This is a genomic window from Glycocaulis sp., from assembly GCF_050485565.1.
Taxonomy (GTDB): Bacteria; Pseudomonadota; Alphaproteobacteria; order Caulobacterales; family Maricaulaceae; genus Glycocaulis.
The window spans coordinates 82,398-104,741 of sequence record NZ_JBJHBQ010000002.1; the positions used below are offsets into that span (position 1 = coordinate 82,398).

Consider the following 22,344-nt stretch of genomic DNA (forward strand, 5'->3'; position numbering starts at 1 on the left):
CCCACCTGAACCCGCTATTGGACCCTTGCGCGATAATCCTTTACGGGTATAGGCCAGTGGCCGTAACGGCATTCCCGCACGGAGAGCGCATATGGGACCGCATTGGAGCATTTTTGTCATCGTTGGCATTCTCGTGCTCGTCCTGTTTGGCGGGCGCGGACGGATTTCCGCGATGATGGGTGATTTCGCCAAGGGCATCACGGCCTTCCGCAAGGGGCTGAAAGATGACAGCAAGGACGAGGACGCCGCCGAAGAGCGCCCCGCCGCCAGCATCTCTGCAGAGACGCGCGAAGACGAGCGGACGGGCTCGTAGGAGCACCGGGAGCTAGAGTTCCATGAACCCCGGCTTTGGCGCTGCCGAGCTTATCATCATCGTCATCCTCGCCCTTGTGGTCGTGGGTCCCAAAGACCTGCCGCTGATGATGCGCAAGGCCGGGCGTTTTATCGGCCAGATGCGGGCCATGGCACGCGATTTCCAGAACAGTTTTGACGAGCTTGGCCGCGAGGCGGAGCTGGCCGAGCTGAAGAAGGAAGTCGAGGCGCTCAAGAAGGCCAATCCGGTTTCCGAAGTCACCGAAGAATTGCGCGCGGCGGAAGCCGATCTGAAGCGCTCTGCGCTGGACAAGCCGCATCCGCGCGCGGCTGCCCCTGCCAAGCCTGCGCTGGGTGATGAGGCGATGCTGCCGCTGGACACGGATGCCAGTGAGACCAGCAAGGCGGATGCCGAGCCGTCTGCAACGCGTAAGGACGCCTAGGCCATGTCAGGCGAGAAGCTGGCAGCCCCGCAAGGGCCGGAGACCGATGACGAGGTGGAATCCTCGCGCGCGCCGCTGATGGAGCATCTGACCGAGCTGCGCACCCGCCTGATCTGGGTGCTGGGCGCGGTGGCGCTGGCTTTCGTGCTCTGCTTTGCCTTTGCCGAGTGGATCTACAACATCCTGCTGGTGCCGTTTGAAGAGGCGGCACGTCAGGTGCGCGGTGAGGATTTGCAGCTCCAGCTCATCTTCACAGGCCCGCTGGAGTTTTTCTTCGTCAAGCTGAAGCTCGCTCTGTTTGGCGCCATCATCGTGGCCTTCCCGATGGTCGCCTATCAGGTTTGGGCCTTTGTCCGCCCCGGCCTCTACAAGAATGAGCGCCTCGCCTTTGCGCCCTTCCTGATTGCCTCGCCGGTGCTGTTCGCGGCCGGCATCGCCTTTGTCTATTACTTCATCCTGCCCTTCGTGATGGGCTTTGCGCTGGGTCAGGAGCAGACCGGAGAGGAGGGCCGCACAGCCATCCAGCTCCTGCCGCGCGTGTCGGAATATCTCAATCTCGTCACCACGCTCATTCTGGCGTTCGGGATATCCTTCCAGCTGCCGGTCCTGCTCTCCCTGCTGGGCAAGGTGGGGATCGTCAATTCGGGGCAGCTCATCCGCTTCTGGAAGTTTGCCGTGGTCGGCATTGCCGTCTTTGCGGGTTTTGTGACGCCGCCAGACCCGATCAGCCAGATATTCCTCGCCGCGGCGATGTTCGGCCTTTACGGCCTTTCCATCCTTGCGGTGAAAATGGTCGAGCCGAAAGAGGTTGAGGGGTAGGGGGCTGCATTTCCACCCCGATCACCCTTTCTCCCGCCTCAGGATGAAATGGGTCCGGACCGCGCTGACACCAGATAGCGCGCAAAGGCGATCGCGGATTTCGTTGAGGCCCTTGCCGTGCGCCGTGCTGATCTCGACTAGAAGATCGATTCCGCCAGCAAGCGAGTAACATCGCATGACCGCAGAATCGGCCACGATGCGTGCCACGGTTTCGGGCTGCGGCGTGCTGGTGAGTTCGATTAGCACCACCGCTCCAGCCCCGCCTGCGTGTTCCGGGGCGATTTCGGCGCGATACCCGATGATCACGCCAGCCGCTTTGAGACGCGCAATGCGCTCTGCGACCGAACTTCGGGCCAGCCCGACTGCGGCTGCAATAACTTTCAGCGGCGCTCGCGCATCGCGGCGGAGCATCTCGATGATCTGCTGATCAATCGCATCCATCGGCTTTCTGTCCTTCGGCAAAAAAAACGGCTGTTCCGGCATTCTGCCGGTGGACCCGTCAGGCACTCGCGCGATAGGCACACCATGCAGCCGATCAATACTGGATCGCGGCGCAGCGTCCACATCTCACCGGAAGGCACCCCGATGAAAACACGATTCATTGACCCGACATCCGCCTCTTACGCGCAGGCTCTGGAAGTGGCCGGGACCACGCGGCTTCTCTTTATCAGCGGGCAGGTGCCTGCAGACGAGACCGGGGCTGTTCCGGACAGTTTCGCTGATCAGGCGCGGCTCGCCTGGCGCAACGTCTTCTCCCGTCTCGCTGCTGCAGGCATGCGGCCGGAAAATCTGGTGAAGGTAACGATTTTTCTCTCAGACCGCCGTTTCCGCGACGAAAACGCGGCGGTGCGCATGGAGGTGCTTGGCGATCATTCGCCCGCGCTGACCATCATAATCGCTGGCATCTACGATGAAGCGTGGCTTCTTGAGATCGAGGCGGTCGCGGCGGCGTGACCCCGCCCGATCCGATCAGCCAGATATTCCTCGCCGCGGCGATGTTCGGCCTTTACGGCCTTTCCATCCTTGCGGTGAAAATGGTCGAGCCGAAAGAGGTGGAGGGGTAATTTTCTCCGCTGTCATGGCCCGGTTTATCCGGGCCATCCATGCCTGAGAGTCGCCAAGTGGCCCAAAAGCGCGACCGCGCGCCCGCGACTTTTCGCGGAACATCGCAACGCGGATGCGTTGCGGAACCGAAAGAGGCATGGGTCCCCCGGATCGCTTCGCGACCGGAGGATGACAGGCTGCTTACAACCCTCTCCACCCGATATCGCGGCGGTAGACGCCTTCGGGCCAGTCGATCTCACCAATGGCCGCATAGGCCCTGTCCACAGCTTCGCGCAACGTCTCGCCGGTCGCGGTGACGTTCAGCACGCGGCCGCCATTGGCGATGAAATTGCCGTCTGCATCGAGCGCGGTACCGGCGTGGAAGATCATCACGCCTTCGCCATGACCGGCATGGTGCAAATTCCTGATTGTGCTGCCCTTTTTAGGCGTGCCGGGATAGCCCGGCGCGGCCATCACCACTGTCACGGCGGGTTTCGGATTGGCTTCGACCGGCAATAGCTGCGCAAACTCGCTGGCGCGCATGCCGCCGGTGGATGCCGCGAGCAGAAGCGGCACGATATCGGCCTCGATCTGCATCATCAGCACCTGACATTCCGGATCGCCAAAGCGGCAGTTGAACTCGACCACTTTCGGGCCGTCCGGTGTCACCATCACGCCGATATACAAGACGCCGCGATAGGGCATGCCGTCACCGGCCATGCCGCGCAGCATCGGCACGGTCACCTCTTCCTCCACCCGTTTCATCAGTGCGGGCGTCATCACCGGGGCAGGGGCATAGGCGCCCATGCCGCCTGTATTGGGGCCGGTATCACCATCACCGATGCGCTTGTGATCCTGAGCGGCGGGCAGGGTCAGATAATTGATCCCGTCGGTGATGACGAAGATGGAGGCTTCCTCGCCCTCCATGAACTCCTCGATGACGAGCTCTGCCGATGCGCCGCCAAACTTGCCAGACAGCATCTCGGAAAGCTCCGCCTCGGCCTCTTCGCGCGTTTCGGCAATAACCACACCCTTGCCGGCGGCGAGGCCATCGGCTTTCAGCACGAAGGGCGCAGAGAGCGTGTCGAGGAAGGCCTTTGCAGCCGCCACATCGGTGAAGCGGCCATAGCGCGCGGTCGGCACGCCATAGGCGGCCATGCGGTCCTTGGCAAAGCCCTTGGAGGCTTCCAGCTGGGCTGCGGCCTGGGAGGGACCGAACACGTCAAATCCGCGCGCGCGCAGCATGTCGGCAAGGCCCTTGGCGAGCGGGGCTTCCGGCCCGATCACGATGAGGTCCGGTTCGAGCTGCAAAGCGAGCTTCTGGATACCCTCCACATCATCGGCGGCGACATCAAAGCACGGCCCCAGAAGATCAATGGCCGGGCTGCCGGGCGCGCACCAGATCGTGTCCACGAGGGGGCTCTGCGCGATCTTCCAGGCCAGCGCATGCTCGCGCCCGCCAGAGCCGATGATGAGGATGTTCATGGCCGCCCCTGCTGTCCTTAAAGCGATGGCTGTCTCTTAGCGGGGCTGCACGCCTCTTGTCGACCGCCGGGCGGCATTACGGCTAGTCTGGCGCCGAAACGACTCAAGAGCCGAGATGACCGACCTTACCAACGCACCGGAATATACCGTCTCCGATCTTGCCCGCGCGCTCAAACGCACGGTGGAGACCGAGTATGGCCATGTGCGCGTGCGCGGCGAGCTGGGCCGGGTGACGGTTCCGAAATCCGGCCATATGTATCTGGACCTGAAGGACGCTGAAGCCGTCATTGACGGCGTGATGTGGAAAGGGTCGGTCTCGGCGCTGTCCTTCCGCCCGGAAGAGGGGCTGGAAGTGATTGTCGAGGGGCGGCTTTCCACCTTCCCCGGCAGGTCCAAATACCAGATCATCATCGAGCGCATGGAGCCTGCGGGCGCAGGCGCGCTGATGGCGTTGCTGGAAGAGCGTAAACGCAAGCTGGCCGCCGAGGGCCTGTTTGCGCCAGAGCGAAAAGCCGCCATCCCCTATCTGCCGCGCGTGGTGGGGGTGGTGACATCGCCCACGGGCGCGGTGATCCGCGACATTCTGCACAGGCTGGATGACCGGTTTCCGGTGCATGTCCTCATCTGGCCGGTGCTGGTGCAGGGCGAGGGGGCAGCGGCCCAGATCGCCGCCGGTATCGAAGGCTTCAACGCGCTTCAGCCCGGCGGGCTGGTGCCGCGCCCCGATGTGCTGATCGTCGCGCGCGGCGGCGGCTCGGTGGAGGATTTGTGGGCCTTCAACGAGGAGGTGGTGGTCCGCGCCGCTGCGGCCTCCGCGATACCGCTCATCTCCGCTGTCGGCCACGAAACCGATACCACGCTGATTGATTTTGCCTCTGACCGGCGTGCGCCGACGCCTACAGGCGCAGCCGAAATGGCCGTGCCGGTGCGCCGCGAGCTGATGGAGCGCATTGAGGGCGCGCGCGGGCGATTGTCAGGTGCCTTGCTGCGCACGGTGGAACGCAAGGAGTCCGATCTGCGTTCGGCGTCGCGTGGTCTGCCCCGGCCCGAAAGCCTGTTGGGCGATGCGCGCCAGAAACTGGATTACGCGACGAGCGATCTGGTCCGGTTTCAGGCGCTGGGGATCGAACGCCGCCGGGCGGCAGTGGAGCGCCTGTCGGTGCAGCTTCGCCCGCTGGCGTTCAAGCGCGAGATCGCTGAACGCCGCCAGAGGCTCGCACAGGCCGGAGAGCGCATGCGTGCGGCCAAGCTTAGACGGCTTGGCGATGATGGCCGCAGGCTGGCGGCGCTGACCTCTACGCTGGAGGCGCTCTCCTATCACAATGTCCTGAAACGCGGATACGCGATTGTCGAGGATGCGAAGGGCAGATTGGTGCGTTCTGCCGGTGATCTGGCGCCCGGCGACGGTGTCACCTTGCGCCTGCATGATGGCGAGCGCGCGGCCGCGATTGCGGGCGGTGCAGCCCCGCCGCGCAAGGAAAAACCGGCCAGCAAATCCAGGCCCGCCAAGGCCGGTTCTTCGGCGCAAGGCTCGCTTTTCTAGCGGCATTCCATGCAAAAGCACCGCTGACGTGGTAGATTTCGCCCCATAAGGCCGGTTAGCGGCCGCTTTCAGGGAGGATTCTTCATGCGTGTATTTCTCACCAGTGTTGCTAGCCTTGCTCTTCTGGCCGCCTGCAATGGCGAGGCGCCAGAGACGGTCGACGAGGCCCCTGATGAAGCTGTCGACGAAGCTGTCGATGAAGCCGCCGATGCGATTGAGAGCACTGCAGAAGATGCCGAAGACATGCTCTCTGACCTTGCCGGTGCGGTCGAAGACGAGGTTCAGGCGGCGATGGACGCGCCGTCGCTGGAGCAGGTTCTGGCCGATCCACGGCGCGAGGCCGACCGCGCCCGTGACCAGTACCGCAATCCACGCGAGACGCTGGAGTTCTTCGGTGTCCAGCCGGGCGACACCGTGGTCGAGGCGCTGCCAGGCACGGGCTGGTATGGCCGCATCCTTGCGCCCTGGCTCGCGGCTGAAGGCGAGTATTACGGCCTGAACTACTCCATGGGCATATTCGAGCAGATTTTCCCGAACATGAGCGAGGAGCAGCGCGCCAGGTTTGAAGGCTGGGAAGCGGGCTTCCCCGGCATGGCCGCCGAATGGGGTGGTCAGGCCGCCGGCACCTACACGCTGGGCTCCATTCCCGATAGCGCAGCCGGTACGGCCGACGTGGTGCTCTATGTCCGCGCGCTGCACAACATGGCCCGCTTTGGCGAGATGGATGTGGCGGTGGATGATGCCTGGACCCTTTTAAGGCCCGGCGGAACGGTGGGCGTGGTCCAGCACCGTGCGCCAGCCGATGAAACCGATGAGCGCGCCGATGGCTCGCGGGCCTATTTGCGTGAAGCCGATGTCATCGCGGCCTTCGAGGCGCGCGGTTTCATTCTGGAGGCGTCGTCAGAGATCAACGCCAACCCGGATGATCCGGCCGATCACGAGATCGGTGTGTGGGCGCTGCTGCCTACCCTTGCCGGTACCGATGAGGATCGCGAGGAGCGCATGTCCATCGGCGAAAGCGACCGCATGACCCTGCGGTTCAGAAAGCCGTAGGGGCTGCTAGTGGTTTCTCCCCCGTTCACGGGGGAGGGCATTACATTTTCTGTCATCCTCCGGCCGCGTAGCGGTCCGGGGGACCCATGCCTTTTTTCTGATGCTCCGCACATCCGTGCGTCGCTCCTCGCTAAAGCTGCGGGCGCGCGGTCGCGCTTGCGGCGCTATCGCGCCGGGGAGCCAGCCCAGCCCCGTCAGGGGCCACTAGGCCGAACGGCCGCCCGCGACTGCCTGTGCCCGCGCAGGCGGGTGTTCGCGGAACATCGCAACGCGGATGCGTTGCGGAGATAAGAAATGGATCCCGGGTCAAGCCCGGGAACCCGGTTATTTTTGATCGCGCGAACCTACGGCCCGGCCACCGTGGTGCGGTGCATCAGGCGGGCATGGCCGTCATAGCCGCCCGTCGCCATGTGCTGGGTGCAGCGATTGTCCCACATCAGCAGCATGTCCGGCTCCCATTCATGGCGGTAGACAAAGCGCTCATCATGGGTGACGGCGTAGAGCTCCACCAGCAGGAAGAAGGCTTCCTCGTCGGTCAGGCCCTTGACCGTTTTCACATAACCCGGATTGATGAAAAGCGCCTTGCGCCCGGTTTCCGGATGCACGCGCACGATTGGGTGGGCCTTGGTGTTGCGGGCCTCCGGCGCGGCGCGGATGGTCATGGACCTGTCCTTGGCGTCATTCTCGCCATAGACCCCGTCGGGCGCATAGGCCAGGGCAGCGGAATGGATCGCTTCCAGCCCTTCCAGCCTCGCCTTCATCTCGTCTGACAGCGCCTCCCAGGCCGCATAGCCATTGCAAAAGAGCGTGTCTCCGCCCACGGGCGGCGTGATCTTGGAATGCAGGATAGTGCCCGCGGGCGGGGTGTCCTGAAAGCTCCAGTCCGAATGCCAGGCGGCAGCAAAGACGGACGCCTTCTCGTCCGCCGCGCGCTTCACCTCGATAATGTGGGGATGGCCCTCGATGGGCGCGATGAAGGGATCATCGCCGAAGGGTCCGAAATACCGGGTGAACCGTTCCAGATCCTCATGGCTCATGGGCTGGTCAGGGAAGGCCAGCACCAGATGCTCCAGCCACGCTGCGCGGATGGCGGCAATCTCGTCTGCGCTTAGCGGTTTTGACAGATCAACGCCGGTAACCGATGCGCCAAGGCTCGCGCCGCTGGGCGTTACCTTGATGTGTGAAGCGGCCATGGCCGGTCTCCTCCCGTGCGTGTGCCGGGCGTCATTTGCGTCGCGCCCGCATTGGCCCAAGGCTGCCTCCGGCTGTCATCACCCGTCAAGGCGCGCTTGCAAGAGCGCCAGGGTGCGCGTATCGCCGGGCGGTCAACAGCCCTGGATGATCGTGCATGGACACCGCCCTCATCGCCATCAATGCGCTTGGCCTTGTGGGCTTTGCCTTCATCCTTTTGTCCACGCGGATGAAGACAAAGCCCGGCTTTCTGATTTCCGACATGACGGGAAACCTCATCGCAGGCACGCACTATGTGTTTCTGGGCGGGGCAGGGGGCGTGCTGTTCTGCTGGGCCTATGCGCTGTTTGATCTGGCGGCACTGAAGCTTGGCCGGGCGGGCCTGCCGGTGCTGGGGGCTCTGCTGGGCGGGGCGTGCGTGATCCTGCTCTTTTTGAACCCCGGCTGGGCTGATCTGGTGGCCGTCATCGGATCGGTGGTGGCGGTCGCCTCGCGCCTGCAGAGCGATATGCGCCTTGTCCTGCTGCTGGCGGCGGCCTCATCACTGTTCTGGGGCAGTTATGGCGTGATGATGGGATCGTGGCCGCAGATCGCTTTCTCAGGCACCTATGTGCTCCTTAGCCTCTATGGCGCGCGCCAGGCCCATCGCAAGCTCTCCGCCTCCTGATGGCGCCGCCGCGCGCCGGGCGCTTGCGATTATCTTGCGGGGCGCGCTAAACCCTCCCGCACAATCATTCCTGTCCCTTCAGTCCGGCTGGCACATTCATGTTCAAGAAAATCCTCATCGCCAATCGCGGCGAGATTGCCGTTCGCGTCATCAAGACCTGCAAGCGCATGGGGATAAAGACCGTCGCCGTCTATTCAGAGGCCGATGCCGACAGCCTGGCGGTGGAGATGGCCGATGAACGCGTGTTTCTCGGCGGATCACTGCCCGCGCAGTCCTATCTGGACATGGAAAAGATCATCGCGGCGGTAAAGGAAACCGGCGCAGAGGCCGTCCATCCCGGTTTCGGCTTCCTGTCGGAGAACGCGAAGTTTGCCGAGCGCCTGAAAAAAGAGGGCATTGGCTGGATCGGTCCGAACCCGCACGCCATCTCGGCCATGGGCGACAAGCTGGAAAGCAAGAAGCTGGCGGCCGCCGCCGGTGTCAGCACCGTGCCGGGCTTCAAGGGCGAGATCGTCGATGACCAGCAGGCCGTCGAGGTGGCCGGTGATATCGGCTATCCGGTTATGATCAAGGCGTCGGCTGGCGGTGGCGGCAAGGGGATGCGCATCGCGTGGGATGAGAGCGAGGTACGCGAGGGCTTCCGCGCCGCGCGTTCCGAAGCCAAATCCTCCTTCGGTGATGAGCGCATACTGATCGAGAAATTCGTCGAAAAGCCGCGCCATATCGAGATACAGGTGCTGGGCGACAAGCATGGCAATGTCATCCACCTCAATGAGCGTGAGTGCTCCGTCCAGCGGCGCAATCAGAAGGTTCTCGAAGAAGCGCCGTCACCCTTCCTCGACAAGAAGACGCGCGAGAAGATGGGCGAGCAGGCCGTCGCGCTCGCCAAGGCGGTCGATTATGACAGCGCCGGCACGGTGGAGTTCATCGTCGACCCCAACAAGAACTTCTACTTCCTTGAAATGAATACGCGTCTGCAGGTGGAGCACCCGGTCACGGAGCTAACCCACGGGCTTGATCTGGTTGAGCAGATGATCCGCGTCGCCGCTGGCGAAAAGCTGGAGCTGGCGCAAAAGGATGTGGCGATCAAGGGCTGGGCGGTTGAGGCGCGGCTTTATGCCGAAGACCCGTATCGCGGCTTCCTGCCCTCCATCGGGCGTCTGGTGCGCTATGTGGAACCGGCTGAAGGCCCCAGCGGACCGGGCACGCTGCGCATCGATTCTGGTGTGCGCGAGGGCGATGAAATCTCCATGTTCTACGACCCGATGATTGCCAAGGTGATCGGGCAGGGCGATACGCGCGAGAAAGCCATCGACGCCCTCGCGGCTGCGCTGGACCGGCTGGACGTGGCCGGCCTGCAGTCCAACGCGCCTTTCCTGGCCGCTGTGCTGGACGAGGGCGATTTTCGCAAAGGCGCGATCCACACCGGCTATATCGAGGAGCATTTCCCCGATGGCTTTCACGGCACCGCGCCGAAGGAAAGCCAGTGGCGCGCCTTTGTGGCCGCATCGGCCCTGATCCACACCGTCTTCGTGGAGCGCGCGGCGCGCATTGCCGGGCGCATCACGCCGGGCGTGGGCAATGGCAAGCCGCATAACTGGACGGTGCTGATCGATGACCAGCAGTTTGCCGTCGAAATCACGGTAGAGCCGGGCCGGGAGAGCGGATTTGCCGCCACCGTCTACATGCCGGGCCTCAGCGCGGAACCGCTCAATCTGGAAACCGGCTGGCAGCCGGGCAATCATCTGTTCGAGGCAAAGCTCGGCAAGGAGAGCTTCAGCCTGTCGGTGGAAGACCGCACTCAAGGTTACTGGCTGCGCCACCGGGGCTTTTCCGCGCTGGTGCGGGTCTATTCCCCGCGCATTGCCGAGCTGGCCGCGCGCCTGCCCGAACGCCCCGAGCCCGATACCAGCAAGCAGATCATCAGCCCGATGCCGGGCCTGATCGTCTCGGTGGCGGTGGAGCCGGGCCGCGAGGTGAAGGCGGGCGAGGTATTGCTCACCGTCGAAGCCATGAAGATGGAGAACGTGCTGCGCGCCGAGCGCGACGGCATGGTGAAAACCGTCAGCGTGAAGGCGGGCGACAGCGTTGCCGCAGACGAGCTGCTGGTAGAGCTGGAGTAACTTTTTTTCCGGTTTTTTGTTGACCATCCCTGCCTTGGGGGCCGACGCTGGACCAAGGATTGAATCGCGTTTCCGGCCCCCTCAAGCCCCGCGCGCGCCGATCCCCGTGTTTTTGACCAGCCCCGAAGGGATAACACCATGAATTTTATGGATGCCGTAAAATCGGTCTATACGAACTATGCTGGCTTTCAGGGCCGTGCGCGCCGCAGTGAATACTGGTGGTGGTATCTGTTCTACATCATCGTCTACATCGTGCTTTTCTCCATCGACAATGCGCTCTTCGGCTTTCCGATGCTGGCCGGCCTGTTCGCTCTGGGCAGCCTGATTCCGGGTATCGCGGTGGGTGTGCGCCGCCTGCATGACACCGGCCGGTCGGGCTGGTGGCTGCTGATCGGCCTGATCCCGCTGGTGGGTTTCATCGTGCTCATCATCTTCTTTGTGATGGACAGCCAGCCGGGCGTGAACCAGCACGGCCCCAATCCCAAAGGCGTCGTAGCCGCTGCCGCAGACGCGGTGTCTGGCGAGTAGGCCGAAAACAGCTCTGCTTTGAGCTTGCGAGGCGGGCGCGGGTGCCAAACCCGCGCCCGTTTGCATTTGACGGCGCAGCGGCTTGGGCTAGAAGCGGGTCTGCCGACAGACCGCAGCCTGGAGTCCCCCGCGTGCCGTTCAATTTCAGAGCCATACTTCTGCCCGACACGCGCGCTGACGCCGACACGTACTGGCTTGGCCTTGGCTTTATCGCCCTTGCCGACGCGCTGCGCCTGACCCTGCTGGACGCAGGGCTGGCCATGTTTGGCTGGCTGGTGATCCTGTTCTGCCTTGCCGCGCTTCACATCAACCGGCTGCGCGATGCCGGGCGGCAGGGACCGCTGGTGATCGTGCCGCTGGCGGCGGGCGTGGCGGTGAAGACAATCGTTGCCGTTTTCGCGGTGACATTGGCGATATTGCCGGGCTTCATGGAATATCTCGAAGCGCAGGGCGTGGACATCAATGATCCCGCCCAGGTGCAGGCCGCCGGGCAGGATGAGGCGCTCATCGCCGGCTTCCAGCAGCTGATGATCGAGAATGAGGCCGATACGCTGGCCGCGTTCTCGGCTGGAGATTGGCCGTCGGCAGTCGCCTTCTGGCTGACCATATTTGCTATCGGCTTCTGGTTTGCACGCCTGCCCCGCAAGGTGTGAGGGGGGGCTTTTCCAGATGCTGCGAACGGGTTTCCTCCCCCGTTTACGGGGGAGGTGTCTGGCTTGCCAGACGGAGGGGGGAAACTTTTCTTTTCAAAATCCCCCCCCCTCGGCCCTTCGGGCCACTCCCCCCGTAGACGGGGGGAGAAAACGTTATCGTTACCCCCTAAACCGGCGGTGCCTCGTCCTCTACGGCGCCGAAAATCTCCACGAATGCCTGTTTCAGCGCGAAGTCCGCATCGTCCATGGTCACGGGCAGCCCAAGATCGGTCAGGCTCGTCACGCCATAAGAGGGATTGGTGATGCCGCACGGGACGATGCCGCCAAAATGGGAGAGGTCCGGCTCCACATTCAGCGCGATGCCGTGAAACGAGATCCAGCGGCGCAGGCGGATACCGATGGCGGCAATCTTGTCTTCGCGCGGCGGGCCGCCCACGGGCGTGCGGTCCACCCACACCCCGATCCGGTCGCAGCGCTTTTCCCCCTTCACATTGAACCGGTCCAGCGCGCCAATGATCCAGTTTTCGAGATTATTGACGAACTGGCGCGCATCGCGGCCGCGCTCCCTTAAATCCATCATCACATAGGCCACGCGCTGGCCCGGCCCGTGATAGGTGTATTCGCCGCCCCGCCCGGAGCGGTAGACGGGAAATTTCTCCGGCTCGCGCAGGTCTGAGGCGTCCGCGCTGGTGCCGGCGGTGTAGAGGGCAGGGTGCTCTAAAAGCCAGACCAGCTCGCCCGCCTCACCGCGATGAATGGCGGCCACGCGCGCCTCCATCGCCGCGACGGCGGCGTCATAGTCGACCGGGGCTGCAGAAACTGCCCATCCAGCTGGTTTTTGTTGCATTGCTTAACGCCTCGGAAACCGGCCCGGAACATCGTGTGTAAACGCGCCGCTTTCAAGTGAGGGTGTGCGGCGGGACAAAACGCGGGACAAGGTACCAGCATCCAATGAGTCAGCTCGGCGCTGTGCAGATAGAAATTGCGGTTCTTCTGGGCCGTTCGCGCCTGCCCATCCAGCAATTTTTGCGGATGGGACGCGGCGCGGTGATTCCCCTTGATGCTGCCGAGCACGAGGAAGTGTGGATTCTCGCCAATAACCACCCCATCGCGCGCGGCGAGATCGTGATCCAGGGCGACCATATCGCCGTGTCGATCACCGAAGCGGCTGATGTGCACGACTATTTCGCGGTCTGACGCGGCCTCTGGTGTCCGCGAAAATCGCGCGCGCTCGCGCAGTGAAGGGCTTTCCTTTCCTCTTGGGTCTTGCTAAACGCCCGTCTCCCAGTTTGCGGCCGTGGCGGAACTGGTAGACGCGCAGCGTTGAGGTCGCTGTGGGGCAACCCGTGGAAGTTCGAGTCTTCTCGGCCGCACCATTTTCTCTCTGCCGGAGAGATATGAAAAAGACGCCCGGTTCGCCTTTCGCGGACCGGGCGTTTTCTTTTTGGTCCGCGCGCTTCATCTGACCACTCGCCTTGCCGGGCTGCACACAGTAGGCTCTTGGCCATAATCCTGCCTTCCGGTGAGGGAAGGTTGAGCTCTGGTCGTTCGCTGTGCGGAGGGTGCTGTCTTTGCGCCGTTTTGTCTCTCTTGCCTGCCTGTCTGCTGCCGCTCTGGTACTGGTTGTAGCCAGCCCGTTGCCGTTTGCTGCCCATGGCCAGGATGAGGCCAGCAGCGGGCTGGTCCTGCATGCGGGCTGGCGCAGCGGGCCAGAGCTGGAGAGCGCACGCGCCGGTCTCTCCGCCGTGGCGATGGACGGGCATATCTATGCCGCAGGCGGGGCAGGGCGGGTGACGCCGCGCGACAATTTCGAGGTTTATGACAGCGAGATCCATCGCTGGCGCCCTCTCTCGCCGCTGCCGGAAGGGCTGGAGCGTTTCGGGTTTGCCGCCGCTGACGGGCGCATCTGGGCGGCGGGCGGCTATAGCTCGGAATCGGGCCGCGCGCCGATAGCGGAGATGTGGTCCTACGATCCGGAAATGGATGTATGGCAGAGCGAGACGCCGATGCCGGCCGCGCGCGCAGCCTTCGCCATGGTGGCCCATGAGAATCGGCTGTATGCCGTTGGCGGCATCGAGGAGCCGGGCGGCATCTTCGTTTTTGACATCGATACACGCGAATGGGCCGCTCTTGAAGCGCCCTCCGATCTGCGCCGCCGCGATGCCGGTATCACGCTGGTGGACGGTGAAATCTGGGTGACGGGCGGCATTGTGGACCGCCGGGCCGTTGCCCGCGTGGATATCTATAATATCGACAGGCAGGACTGGCGGCGCGGACCGGACCTGCCCGCTGCCCGCGCCGGTCATGCGCTTGTCTTTGACGGTACCCGCCTGCTGGCGCTGGGTGGGCGCGGCGATGATCTGCGCTCCACATACGCCACGGTTTTCGCGATAGAGCCGGGCGCGCGCAGCTGGCGCCAGGATGGATCGCTGACAGCCGCGCGCACAGAGGCCGCCGCCTCGGTTCTTGATGGCGCTGTGTTTCTGATTGGTGGCGGTGTCGGCGGCGGGGTGTTTGCGCCCTTCACCGCCCTGTCGACGGTGGACGTTCTGGGCCGCAGCCAGTAACGCGGCAACCAATTTGCAACGATACCGCAAAGGCCCCTTACGGGCGTTTCGGAACGGGACACTTATGAAGCCGCGCTTGAAATCCAGCCGCGCCGCGCGCGAACTCATCAAGACCCATGAACCCTTTCTGGGCGACGCGTTGCGCCGTGGGCGGCGCTGGGCGCTGGGCTACGGTCATACAGCCGCCGCCAAGGAAGGCGCACGCATCAGCCGTGAAGATGCCGAGCTGCTGCTTCTCTATGATGTGATCCAGGCCGAACAGGCCATCGACAAGGCCGTGGGCGAGGACCTGCCAGGTTCGGTGCGCGACGCGCTGGTATCCTTTGCCTGCTCAATCGGTCCGGGCGCATTCAAGGTGTCGGACGTGGCCCGTCTTGCGCGCGATGGCCGCCATCTGGAGGCGGCTGCCGCGCTGGAAACCTGGGTGCGCGCCGAGGAAGATGGCCGTCTGGTCGTCTCCGAGCGCCTTGTGCGCCGCCGCGCCGCTGAAAAGGCTCTCTATCTCAAAGGTTTGCAGGAGAAAGCCGAACCGGCGCCTGCGCCCGCAGCGCCGCCGCAGCCGGAAGCCGAAGCTGCCGACCCCGCGCCGCGCATCGGCCCGCTAGTCGATCTGGAGCTGGAATTTATCGACCCGCCAGAGCCGGGCGGCATGGTGCTCGAGGATGACACGCCAGAGCCGGAGGCCGTTGAAGAGCCGCTGGCTGAACCGCAAGCAGAACCAGAACCCGAAGCGGCCACCGAACCAGCTCCGGCTGAAGAGGAAACGCCTTCGCCAGCGCCGGCTCTTGCCCCTGACGAGCTGGACGACCCGACCGGCAGCGTGATTGCGCGCATGAACGCGCAAATGGCAGAGACCATGGCCGTTCCGGCAGATGCGCCCGCCCGCGAGGAAACCCCGGTGGCAAGCGATGCCCGTCTGGGCTTCAGCTTCATGCAGCGCGCCGAGCCGGAAGCCCCGGCGCCAGCGCCCCAGCCCGCCGCCGAGCCGGAACAGCCGCGTTACAAGGTCGGCCCGGTGCCGGTTTATGCGGCGATCTCCTCGGTGACGATTACGCGCACCGATATCGCGGTCCCTGTCACGCCTCCTGTCACGCCCCCTGCGCCGGAAGCGGTGCAGCCGACTGCCATCAGCGCCGATTCGCCCGCCCCCAGCGCCGGCTTCTCCGGTGAGGTGCAGGCCGTGGGCCGTCCCGCCGACATGCCCGAAGAAGACGAGGCGGTTGATAGCGATGAGATTCACCCCGGCGTTCTGATGGGTACGGCCGCTCCGGCGCCTGAACTGCCGCAAGCCGGACCCGGCCCGGCTGCACCGGCCAAAGCGCCCGGCAATGGCACATGGCTGTTTGTGGCCAATCTGGCTGTCGGTGTGGCGATGACGGGCTTTGGCCTGTGGACGATTATCGAGCGCGGCACCGACCCGGAGATTGTCGATTTCGGCCTTCTGGGTCCGGTCGCGGCGGCTATGGGCATAGCCCTGACCATCACCTCGGCCTGGATACTCCTCACCCGCACGCGCCAGCCCAAAGCGGCCGCCGAAAGCGCCGATACGGCGAACGAAGCCAGCCCGCCAGAAGGCGAGTAAAGGCAGTCCACGCTTGACCATAATGGCGGGCGTGGTATCCCGCCTGCCATGATATCGAACCAATACCCGACGCTGGAATTCCCCCTGGGGGAGACCGCAGAGATGCTGCGCGACACCGTGCGCAGCTTTGCTTCCGACAAAATCGCGCCCCTGGCCGCCGAGATCGATGTGAAGGACGAGTTTCCGCATCATCTCTGGCGCGAGCTGGGCGAGATGGGCCTTCTGGGCATTACCGTCGGCGAGGAATATGGCGGTTCGGGCCTTGGCTATCTCGAGCATGTGATCGCGATGGAGGAAATCTCCCGCGCATCGGCTTCGGTGGGCCTGTCCTACGGCGCGCACTCAAACCTGTGCGTCAACCAGATCAAGCTCAATGGCAATGACGCGCAGCGGGAGAAATACCTGCCCAAACTCGTCTCCGGCGAGCATGTCGGCGCGCTCGCCATGAGCGAGCCGGGCGCAGGCTCTGACGTTGTTTCCATGCGGCTGAAGGCCGAGAAGAAAGGCGACCGCTACGTCCTCAATGGCTCGAAAATGTGGATCACCAACGGGCCGAGCGCGGACGTGCTGGTGGTCTATGCCAAGACCGATCCCAATGGCGGCTCGAAGGGCATCACCGCCTTCCTGATCGAGAAGGACATGAAGGGTTTCTCCGTCGCCCAGAAGCTCGACAAGCTGGGCATGCGCGGCTCTGAAACCGGCGAGCTTGTCTTCGATAATTGCGAAGTGCCCGAAGACAACGTGCTTGGCGGCGTGGGTCAGGGCGTGCGCGTGCTGATGAGCGGGCTCGATTATGAGCGCGCGGTGCTCTCTGCCGGTCCTGTCGGCATCATGCAGGCATGCATGGATGTGGTCATGCCCTACATCCATGAGCGCAAGCAGTTCGGCAAAGCCATTGGCGAGTTCCAGCTGGTACAGGGCAAGATCGCCGACATGTACACGCGCATGAACGCGTCGCGCGCCTATGTGTACGCCGTCGCGCAAGCCTGTGACGCGGGCAAGACGACGCGCAAGGACGCCGCCGGCGCGATCCTGTTTGCGGCCGAGGCCGCGACGCAATGCGCGCTCGATGCCATCCAGATTCTCGGCGGCAATGGCTATATCAATGAATACCCGACGGGCCGCCTCCTGCGCGATGCCAAGCTCTATGAGATCGGGGCAGGCACCAGCGAAATCCGCCGCTGGCTGATCGGCCGGGAACTCTTCGGCGAGAGCGCGTAAGACGCGATTTCGTGTCCCCTCTCGTCGTTCCCGCGCAGGCGGGAACCCAGAGCCGCATGCATAGTCTTCGCTCTATGATCTCTGGATCCCCGCCTGCGCGGGGGTGACGAAGAGCGAGAGGAACGCCATCGCGTTTCCCCGACGCACGTCGGGGTCCAGAAATAAACTGGGCACCGGCTTGCGCCGGTGAAACGCCAGGACTAGATATTTTACACTATTAACACCTGAAATTGACAAAAATGATTGTTTGCGTCAATATCTCCAGCAAACCTGATGGAGAGTGTCATGGTGCATCAGACAGTGCAGGACTTGAGAGCCTCTGTGGCCCATCTGCCCACAAAGTCGGCGCGGATACGTGCGCTGGCCAAGCAGGGCCTGAAGCGCGCCGATATCGCCCGCGCGCTGGATATCCGCTATCAGCACGTGCGCAATGTCCTCGTGGCCGATGAGGAGAAAGCCAATGCGGTGCCGATACAACCCGATAGCGTGACAGTTTCCGTTGATAGTGCCGGGCGGGTGTTGATACCGGCGGCGTTCCGGGAATGGTTCGGCCTGCAGGAGGGCAGCAATCTGGTGCTCAATGCTGGCGCAGACGGGCTGGAGCTGTTGCCGCCCTCGCGCGCAGCCGACAAGGCACGCGCGCTTCTAAGGCCGTTTCTGGAACCCGGTCTCAGCCTGTCTGAGGAGCTGATCGCGGACCGCCGCGCGGAGGCGGCCCGTGAAAACGGGTGAGGGCGCGGTTCTTGATGCTTCCGCCTTGCTGGCGGTTCTGCTTGGCGAGCCGGGCGCCGGGCATGTCGAACGCTATTTGCCGGGCGCGGTGATGTCTGCGGTCAATCTGAGCGAGGTGGCGGGCAAGCTGATGGAGAAGGGCGCACCGCAGGAAGCCGTCAAGGCGGCCATCGCGTCCATCGGGCTTGTGGTTATCGATTTTGACGAGGCGCAGGCCATGGCAGCGGCGTCGCTGAGGCCGCGCACCCGCGCGCTCGGCCTGTCTCTGGGTGACCGCGCCTGCCTGGCCCTTGGCGAAACGCGTGGCGGCAAAATTGTCACCTGTGATACGGCGTGGTCGGCGGTTGATACGTCGGCCACCATCGTGCAGGCGCGCTAACCCCCCGGTTTCAGGCGCGCCATCAGGCGGTGATCGGCGCTGTTGAGCATGGCCATCGTGCTTTCATAGCCCGCCACGATGGCGTCGTCGTATCGGCGCCATTCGCGCAGATCCATCTCGATATCGGGCAGGACCAGCATGTCGGCGGCCTCGCGCGTTTCGGCGTGCTCGTCCATCGTGGCGGCGGTGGCCGCGCGCATCAGCAGCGAGGCGATGGGTGGCGGATCAGAGAGGCCATGGCGCAGCACCCAGCCGAAAAAGCCCGGCGGATTGATGAAATCTTTCGGGTTGATTGCCTTGTTGCGGGTCACGTCCACGCCGATATTCGCGCCGCGATGGCTGGATTTGAGTTCCTTGATGGGGAAGTTGTTGAACACCGCCCCGTCGACCAGCACGTTCTCGCCATCGATCACGGGCGGCAAAAGCCCCGGAATGGCGAGAGAGGCGCGCAAGGCATCGCGCAGCCGCCCACGCCGGTGCACGCGCACGCTGCCATCGGTGAGGTTGGAGGAGACACAGAAGAAGGGGCGTTGCAGATCGGCAATGTCGATATCGCCGAAATGCTCGGCCAGGCGCTTTTCCACCTCCTTGCCGCGCACCAGGCTGACTACGGGCAGTGTCCAGTCGCTCAAGGGGCTGGATTCCACAAACGCCTTGCGGATGCGGGTATCGATCTCGTCATTGCTCCAGCCCATGGCGACACCGGCGGCGATGATCGCGCCCATGGAGGTGCCGGCCAGAAAATCGAACTCGATCCCGTGATCGCGAAAAGCATGGATCGCCCCGATATGGGCATAGGCCCGGCTGCCGCCACCCGACAGGACCAGCCCCACCGAGCATCCCGCCATGGTGCGCGCCAGATGGGCGACATCGCCGGCTTCGAACTGACGCCAGTGGAAGCAGCGCGCGGCCTCGGCGGCGTCCATCCATTCCTGCGGCGTGGCGACACTTCTGGCACCGCCATGGTGGAGCAGCACGACATCGATCAGGCGCAGTTTTGCGGCCGGTGAGGGGTCTTCGGGCAGGATGGGCAAAGAGGGCCGGGCATCGCCACGCGCCAGCAGCCAGACCCGGTCTGCCCGGCCAATCGCCTGACGCGCCCACGAGACGTCATTCAGGCGCGCGGTGAGGATGATGATATCGCCGGCGCGCTCGGCCTCGTCGAGCTGTGAGGGCGGTATCACATCGCCTTCCTCGCCGATAATCGTGCATTTGCGCCCCAGCGCGGCGAGCGCGTCTTTCAGCTGGCGTGAGCGCAAGGTCAGATCAATGGTCGGCGAGGTGGAGATCAGCGCAAACACGCGCGGCTCGGCCTTGGAGCGCAGCGTGCCGCCGCGCAGGCGGAACAGCATCATGCGCGCCAGCTCGCGCATCAGGCTGGCATGGCGGCGGGTAAGCTTCTCGAACGCGGCCTTGGGCAGGCGGATCAGCTCGCTGTCCCTGAGGGCGTAGATATTGGCCGAGTGGGGCCGGTCCTCGACCAGCGCCATCTCGCCAATCGGCTCGCCCGCGCGGATATGGCCGACCAGTTCGGGCAGCCCGTCCGCCCCGGTGCGAAAGGCCGCCAGCGCGCCGGAACGCACCAGATAGAAGGCATCGGCCGGCTCGCCCGCCTCGAACAGGGTCTGGCCGGCAGGCAGGCAGAACCATTCCACCTCGGCCTCCACAGCCTTCAGCGCGGCTTTCTCAAGCCGGTTCAGGAAGGGAAGAAAGCCAAGCTTCATGTCCATGATGGTCGCACCCCTGCCGGGTTGCGTAACGCGCTACCCGGTCATTCGTCCAGATACCGCCATGAGTCCGCGCCGTCGAACACCCGCAAAGCCAGATGGGTGAAATCGTAGTGCACGGCCATGCGCATATTCACCTTCATGCGGGCATCGGGCGCGGGGTCATTGCTCTCGTAATGGGTGGTGCAGCCGCATGTCCTGCAGGAGATGAAGGCGAGGGTGCGGTCGCCCTGCTCGTAGCGGATCACGGCGCTGGGTTGGTAGTCCAGCGTCACCTCATGGGCCGCGTAGGCGGCCCATAGCGCGCCGGTGCGTGCGCAGTATGAACAGGTGCAACTCGTCAGCCAGTCCGGATCACCGGGGACTGACCAGCGCACCTGTCCACAATGGCATGCGCCTTCGATCACGCGTGTCGTTCCTAGCCCGCCTGTACTTCGGCGATCCATTCATCGATCAGCTCTTCAAGTATCGCCAGCGGCACCGCGCCATCACGCAGGACCACTTCGTGGAACATGCGGATATCGAAATCATCGCCAAGCGCTGTCTCGGCGCGCTCGCGCAATGCGAGGATTTCCAGCATGCCGATCATGTAGGCGGTCGCCTGGCCGGGCATGACGATATAGCGCTCGATGGCGTTGGTGGCGTCACCGCGCGGATTGGGCGTGTTTTCCACCAGATATTCGATGGCCTGCTCGCGGGACCATTGCTTGTAGTGCAGCCCGGTATCGACGACGAGGCGGGCGGCGCGCCACAGCTCCATCGCAAGGCGGCCAAAGTTGGAATACGGGTCTTCATAAAAGCCCATTTCCAGCGGCAGATACTCGGTATAGAGGCCCCAGCCTTCGGTGTAGGCGGTATAGCCGCCAAACCGGCGGAAGGAGGGCACGTCTTCCAGATCGGTCATGATGGCCAGCTGCATATGGTGGCCGGGATTGCCCTCGTGATAGGCCAGCGCCTCCATCTGGTAGATCGGCATATCGGCCATATCGCGCAGGTTTGCGTAATAGATGCCGGGGCGTGAGCCGTCGGCAGCGGGGCGTGAATAGAAGGCTTTGCCGGCAGACGCTTCGCGGAAGGGCTCCACCCGGCGCACTTCCAGCTCGTGCTGGGGCAGGGTGATGAAGTATTCGGGCAGGCGCTCATTCATGCGCTCGATGATGGCGGTTGCCTCATCGAGATAAGCCTGACGCCCCTCATCGGTGTTGGGATAGTAGAATTGCGGGTCTTCGCGCATGAACACGAAGAAGTCCTGCAGGCTGCCCTCAAATTCCACTTCTTCCATGATGGCTTCCATCTCGCGATGGATGCGCTCCACATTCTCCACGCCCAGATCATGGACTTCCTGCGCTGTCAGGTCTGTGGTGGTGAAGTGGGCCAGGCGGGCATTGTAGAAAGCCTCGCCATCGGGCAGGCGCCACACGCCGTCACCGGCGGCCGCGCTCTCGCGCTGGGCCGTCATCACGCCGATCAGGCGCTCATAGGGTGCGACCCAGCCCAGAAGGGCTTCGCGGCCCTCATTGAGCAGGCGCACGCGGTCTTCCGCGCTGATATCGATCTGGTTGATATTCCGCTCATAGCTTTCCCAGACGACATTATCGCCTTCGCCGTCGAACGGCGCGCCGGAGATCACGTTCTGCGCGGTCTCGATGATGTAGTCATACATCCAGCGCGGCGGCTGGATACCCATCTCGAAGCGGGCCTCGGCCTCGTCGATCAGCGTGTTCATCACCTCGTCCACACTGCCTGCACGGCTGACCCAGGCTTCGGCGGTCTCCAGCGAGTTGATGCGGTGAATGGTGGTCAGGAAAACCGGGATGTTGGCATGCATGCCGCTCATCTGGTGGAAGACATAGCCGTGACGGCGGAAGGGATTGTTCGCCCGCGCGTTCTCCTGGCCGTACTCAAACAGCCGCCAGCTCAGCTGGGCGGAGGAATCCAGCGCGTCAAAGTCGAAATTCTCGCGCATATAGCTGAGATTATCTTCGCCGATCTGGAAGCTTTCCTCGGCGAATTCATTGCTGAAATCGCCCCACAGCCCATAGTCCTCATCGATAATGCCGCGATAGGCCTTCATCAGCGGGCTGCGGTCGAGGGATTGCTGCTCGACCTGTTCAAACCAGGCGTTCAGGCGTTGGCTTTCGCTCTGCTCGGCTGCTGCGTCCTGCGTGGCCACGCTGGCAAGGGCTGGCGCGGCCATTATCGGCGCAGCCAGCAGAAGGGCCGACAGGGCGGCGCCTGAAAGACGCTGGCGAAGGGTATTGGTCATGTTTGAACT

General features: G+C 63.7%; 23 protein-coding genes, 1 tRNA gene and 1 pseudogene. 18 read left to right on the plus strand and 7 right to left on the minus strand.

Annotated features, from left to right (window positions below; genetic code table 11):
- Positions 1–91: 91 nt before the first annotated feature.
- From ACQ5ID_RS02510 to tatC, 3 genes are read left to right on the plus strand one after another with little or no spacing between them, the layout of a single operon-like run.
- Positions 92–313, plus strand: coding sequence for a Sec-independent protein translocase TatA (locus ACQ5ID_RS02510; RefSeq protein WP_127566289.1), 222 nt, complete (start codon positions 92–94; stop codon positions 311–313).
- 22 nt (positions 314–335) lie between these two features.
- Positions 336–755, plus strand: coding sequence for a Sec-independent protein translocase protein TatB (gene tatB / locus ACQ5ID_RS02515; RefSeq protein WP_429910903.1), 420 nt, complete (start codon positions 336–338; stop codon positions 753–755).
- A gap of 3 nt (positions 756–758) precedes the next feature.
- A complete protein-coding gene (gene tatC, locus ACQ5ID_RS02520) occupies positions 759–1,574 on the plus strand; it encodes a twin-arginine translocase subunit TatC (protein WP_429910904.1) in 816 nt (271 codons plus the stop codon).
- 21 nt (positions 1,575–1,595) lie between these two features.
- On the opposite strand, the gene ACQ5ID_RS02525 is transcribed toward tatC, so the two are convergent.
- Positions 1,596–2,057, minus strand: a complete 462-nt coding sequence (locus tag ACQ5ID_RS02525; protein ID WP_429910905.1) for an Lrp/AsnC family transcriptional regulator — start codon at positions 2,055–2,057, stop codon at positions 1,596–1,598.
- 102 nt (positions 2,058–2,159) lie between these two features.
- On the opposite strand from ACQ5ID_RS02525, the gene ACQ5ID_RS02530 reads away from it, so the two are divergent.
- Complete coding sequence (locus ACQ5ID_RS02530) at positions 2,160–2,528, plus strand: RidA family protein (protein ID WP_429910906.1); 369 nt, start codon at positions 2,160–2,162, stop codon at positions 2,526–2,528.
- Positions 2,525–2,638: pseudogene (locus tag ACQ5ID_RS02535) on the plus strand (twin-arginine translocase subunit TatC); the annotation flags it as partial. The gene ACQ5ID_RS02530 and the pseudogene ACQ5ID_RS02535, both read left to right, overlap by 4 nt.
- 181 nt (positions 2,639–2,819) lie before the next feature.
- On the opposite strand, the gene purD reads toward ACQ5ID_RS02535, so the two are convergent.
- Positions 2,820–4,103, minus strand: coding sequence for a phosphoribosylamine--glycine ligase (gene purD / locus ACQ5ID_RS02540; protein ID WP_429910907.1), 1,284 nt, complete (start codon positions 4,101–4,103; stop codon positions 2,820–2,822).
- A gap of 115 nt (positions 4,104–4,218) precedes the next feature.
- On the opposite strand from purD, the gene xseA reads away from it, so the two are divergent.
- Positions 4,219–5,646: an exodeoxyribonuclease VII large subunit gene (gene xseA, locus ACQ5ID_RS02545; RefSeq protein WP_429910908.1), complete on the plus strand. Its 1,428-nt coding sequence runs from the start codon at positions 4,219–4,221 to the stop codon at positions 5,644–5,646.
- Positions 5,647–5,730: 84 nt separating this feature from the next.
- Complete coding sequence (locus ACQ5ID_RS02550) at positions 5,731–6,699, plus strand: class I SAM-dependent methyltransferase (protein WP_429910909.1); 969 nt, start codon at positions 5,731–5,733, stop codon at positions 6,697–6,699.
- Positions 6,700–7,043: 344 nt separating this feature from the next.
- Here ACQ5ID_RS02550 and ACQ5ID_RS02555 read toward each other — a convergent pair whose 3' ends face one another.
- Positions 7,044–7,892, minus strand: a complete 849-nt coding sequence (locus ACQ5ID_RS02555) for a TauD/TfdA dioxygenase family protein (RefSeq protein ID WP_429910910.1) — start codon at positions 7,890–7,892, stop codon at positions 7,044–7,046.
- A gap of 155 nt (positions 7,893–8,047) precedes the next feature.
- On the opposite strand from ACQ5ID_RS02555, the gene ACQ5ID_RS02560 reads away from it, so the two are divergent.
- The 4 genes from ACQ5ID_RS02560 to ACQ5ID_RS02575 all read left to right on the plus strand — a co-directional run bounded on the left by ACQ5ID_RS02560 (position 8,048) and on the right by ACQ5ID_RS02575 (position 11,861).
- Positions 8,048–8,557: a YgjV family protein gene (locus ACQ5ID_RS02560; protein ID WP_429910911.1), complete on the plus strand. Its 510-nt coding sequence runs from the start codon at positions 8,048–8,050 to the stop codon at positions 8,555–8,557.
- A 98-nt stretch (positions 8,558–8,655) separates the two neighbouring features.
- On the plus strand, positions 8,656–10,680 hold the full coding sequence (locus ACQ5ID_RS02565; protein ID WP_429910912.1) for an acetyl-CoA carboxylase biotin carboxylase subunit: 2,025 nt from the start codon (positions 8,656–8,658) through the stop codon (positions 10,678–10,680).
- Between the two features lie 138 nt (positions 10,681–10,818).
- Entirely contained in the window at positions 10,819–11,208 is a 390-nt protein-coding gene (locus ACQ5ID_RS02570) for a DUF805 domain-containing protein (RefSeq protein WP_429910913.1), read from the plus strand.
- Positions 11,209–11,339: 131 nt separating this feature from the next.
- Positions 11,340–11,861: a hypothetical protein gene (locus ACQ5ID_RS02575; protein WP_429910914.1), complete on the plus strand. Its 522-nt coding sequence runs from the start codon at positions 11,340–11,342 to the stop codon at positions 11,859–11,861.
- 166 nt (positions 11,862–12,027) lie between these two features.
- Here the strand turns inward: ACQ5ID_RS02575 and lipB are convergent, their stop codons facing one another.
- Positions 12,028–12,708, minus strand: coding sequence for a lipoyl(octanoyl) transferase LipB (lipB, locus tag ACQ5ID_RS02580; RefSeq protein ID WP_429910915.1), 681 nt, complete (start codon positions 12,706–12,708; stop codon positions 12,028–12,030).
- Between the two features lie 104 nt (positions 12,709–12,812).
- Here lipB and ACQ5ID_RS02585 point away from each other — a divergent pair, with 104 nt between their 5' ends.
- The 7 genes from ACQ5ID_RS02585 to ACQ5ID_RS02615 all read left to right on the plus strand — a co-directional run bounded on the left by ACQ5ID_RS02585 (position 12,813) and on the right by ACQ5ID_RS02615 (position 18,342).
- Positions 12,813–13,058, plus strand: a complete 246-nt coding sequence (locus tag ACQ5ID_RS02585) for a FliM/FliN family flagellar motor switch protein (protein ID WP_429910916.1) — start codon at positions 12,813–12,815, stop codon at positions 13,056–13,058.
- Between the two features lie 94 nt (positions 13,059–13,152).
- Positions 13,153–13,237: transfer RNA gene (locus ACQ5ID_RS02590), tRNA-Leu, on the plus strand.
- A gap of 195 nt (positions 13,238–13,432) precedes the next feature.
- Positions 13,433–14,428 (plus strand): Kelch repeat-containing protein, encoded by a 996-nt coding sequence (locus tag ACQ5ID_RS02595; protein ID WP_429910917.1) that lies wholly within the window; start codon positions 13,433–13,435, stop codon positions 14,426–14,428.
- A 64-nt stretch (positions 14,429–14,492) separates the two neighbouring features.
- Positions 14,493–16,010, plus strand: coding sequence for a glycoside hydrolase family protein (locus ACQ5ID_RS02600; protein ID WP_429910918.1), 1,518 nt, complete (start codon positions 14,493–14,495; stop codon positions 16,008–16,010).
- A 48-nt stretch (positions 16,011–16,058) separates the two neighbouring features.
- Positions 16,059–17,231 carry an isovaleryl-CoA dehydrogenase gene (locus tag ACQ5ID_RS02605; RefSeq protein WP_429910919.1) on the plus strand — a complete coding sequence of 391 codons (1,173 nt, stop codon included), beginning with the start codon at positions 16,059–16,061 and terminating at the stop codon, positions 17,229–17,231.
- Between the two features lie 285 nt (positions 17,232–17,516).
- On the plus strand, positions 17,517–17,963 hold the full coding sequence (locus tag ACQ5ID_RS02610) for an AbrB/MazE/SpoVT family DNA-binding domain-containing protein (RefSeq protein WP_429910920.1): 447 nt from the start codon (positions 17,517–17,519) through the stop codon (positions 17,961–17,963).
- Positions 17,950–18,342, plus strand: coding sequence for a type II toxin-antitoxin system VapC family toxin (locus ACQ5ID_RS02615; RefSeq protein WP_429910921.1), 393 nt, complete (start codon positions 17,950–17,952; stop codon positions 18,340–18,342). Before ACQ5ID_RS02610 ends, ACQ5ID_RS02615 begins: the two co-directional genes overlap by 14 nt.
- Here the strand turns inward: ACQ5ID_RS02615 and ACQ5ID_RS02620 are convergent.
- From ACQ5ID_RS02620 to ACQ5ID_RS02630, 3 genes are read right to left on the minus strand one after another with little or no spacing between them, the layout of a single operon-like run.
- Positions 18,339–20,072, minus strand: coding sequence for a patatin-like phospholipase family protein (locus ACQ5ID_RS02620; RefSeq protein ID WP_429910922.1), 1,734 nt, complete (start codon positions 20,070–20,072; stop codon positions 18,339–18,341). The genes ACQ5ID_RS02615 and ACQ5ID_RS02620 overlap by 4 nt on opposite strands.
- 41 nt (positions 20,073–20,113) lie before the next feature.
- The gene (locus ACQ5ID_RS02625) at positions 20,114–20,476 is read right to left on the minus strand and encodes a GFA family protein (protein WP_429910923.1); all 363 of its coding nucleotides are present in this window, start codon (positions 20,474–20,476) and stop codon (positions 20,114–20,116) included.
- An 11-nt stretch (positions 20,477–20,487) separates the two neighbouring features.
- Complete coding sequence (locus tag ACQ5ID_RS02630; RefSeq protein WP_429910924.1) at positions 20,488–22,335, minus strand: DUF885 domain-containing protein; 1,848 nt, start codon at positions 22,333–22,335, stop codon at positions 20,488–20,490.
- Positions 22,336–22,344 lie beyond the last annotated feature (9 nt).

What these genes read in the sequence shown, in the direction of transcription:
- ACQ5ID_RS02510 (WP_127566289.1), top strand. Translation starts at nt 92, where the DNA reads ATGGGACCGCATTGGAGCATTTTTGTCATCGTTGGCATTCTCGTGCTC.
- tatB (WP_429910903.1), top strand. Translation starts at nt 336, where the DNA reads ATGAACCCCGGCTTTGGCGCTGCCGAGCTTATCATCATCGTCATCCTC.
- tatC (WP_429910904.1), top strand. Translation starts at nt 759, where the DNA reads ATGTCAGGCGAGAAGCTGGCAGCCCCGCAAGGGCCGGAGACCGATGAC.
- ACQ5ID_RS02525 (WP_429910905.1), bottom strand. Translation starts at nt 2,057, where the DNA reads ATGCCGGAACAGCCGTTTTTTTTGCCGAAGGACAGAAAGCCGATGGAT.
- ACQ5ID_RS02530 (WP_429910906.1), top strand. Translation starts at nt 2,160, where the DNA reads ATGAAAACACGATTCATTGACCCGACATCCGCCTCTTACGCGCAGGCT.
- purD (WP_429910907.1), bottom strand. Translation starts at nt 4,103, where the DNA reads ATGAACATCCTCATCATCGGCTCTGGCGGGCGCGAGCATGCGCTGGCC.
- xseA (WP_429910908.1), top strand. Translation starts at nt 4,219, where the DNA reads ATGACCGACCTTACCAACGCACCGGAATATACCGTCTCCGATCTTGCC.
- ACQ5ID_RS02550 (WP_429910909.1), top strand. Translation starts at nt 5,731, where the DNA reads ATGCGTGTATTTCTCACCAGTGTTGCTAGCCTTGCTCTTCTGGCCGCC.
- ACQ5ID_RS02555 (WP_429910910.1), bottom strand. Translation starts at nt 7,892, where the DNA reads ATGGCCGCTTCACACATCAAGGTAACGCCCAGCGGCGCGAGCCTTGGC.
- ACQ5ID_RS02560 (WP_429910911.1), top strand. Translation starts at nt 8,048, where the DNA reads ATGGACACCGCCCTCATCGCCATCAATGCGCTTGGCCTTGTGGGCTTT.
- ACQ5ID_RS02565 (WP_429910912.1), top strand. Translation starts at nt 8,656, where the DNA reads ATGTTCAAGAAAATCCTCATCGCCAATCGCGGCGAGATTGCCGTTCGC.
- ACQ5ID_RS02570 (WP_429910913.1), top strand. Translation starts at nt 10,819, where the DNA reads ATGAATTTTATGGATGCCGTAAAATCGGTCTATACGAACTATGCTGGC.
- lipB (WP_429910915.1), bottom strand. Translation starts at nt 12,708, where the DNA reads ATGCAACAAAAACCAGCTGGATGGGCAGTTTCTGCAGCCCCGGTCGAC.
- ACQ5ID_RS02585 (WP_429910916.1), top strand. Translation starts at nt 12,813, where the DNA reads ATGAGTCAGCTCGGCGCTGTGCAGATAGAAATTGCGGTTCTTCTGGGC.
- ACQ5ID_RS02600 (WP_429910918.1), top strand. Translation starts at nt 14,493, where the DNA reads ATGAAGCCGCGCTTGAAATCCAGCCGCGCCGCGCGCGAACTCATCAAG.
- ACQ5ID_RS02605 (WP_429910919.1), top strand. Translation starts at nt 16,059, where the DNA reads ATGATATCGAACCAATACCCGACGCTGGAATTCCCCCTGGGGGAGACC.
- ACQ5ID_RS02610 (WP_429910920.1), top strand. Translation starts at nt 17,517, where the DNA reads ATGGTGCATCAGACAGTGCAGGACTTGAGAGCCTCTGTGGCCCATCTG.
- ACQ5ID_RS02620 (WP_429910922.1), bottom strand. Translation starts at nt 20,072, where the DNA reads ATGGACATGAAGCTTGGCTTTCTTCCCTTCCTGAACCGGCTTGAGAAA.
- ACQ5ID_RS02630 (WP_429910924.1), bottom strand. Translation starts at nt 22,335, where the DNA reads ATGACCAATACCCTTCGCCAGCGTCTTTCAGGCGCCGCCCTGTCGGCC.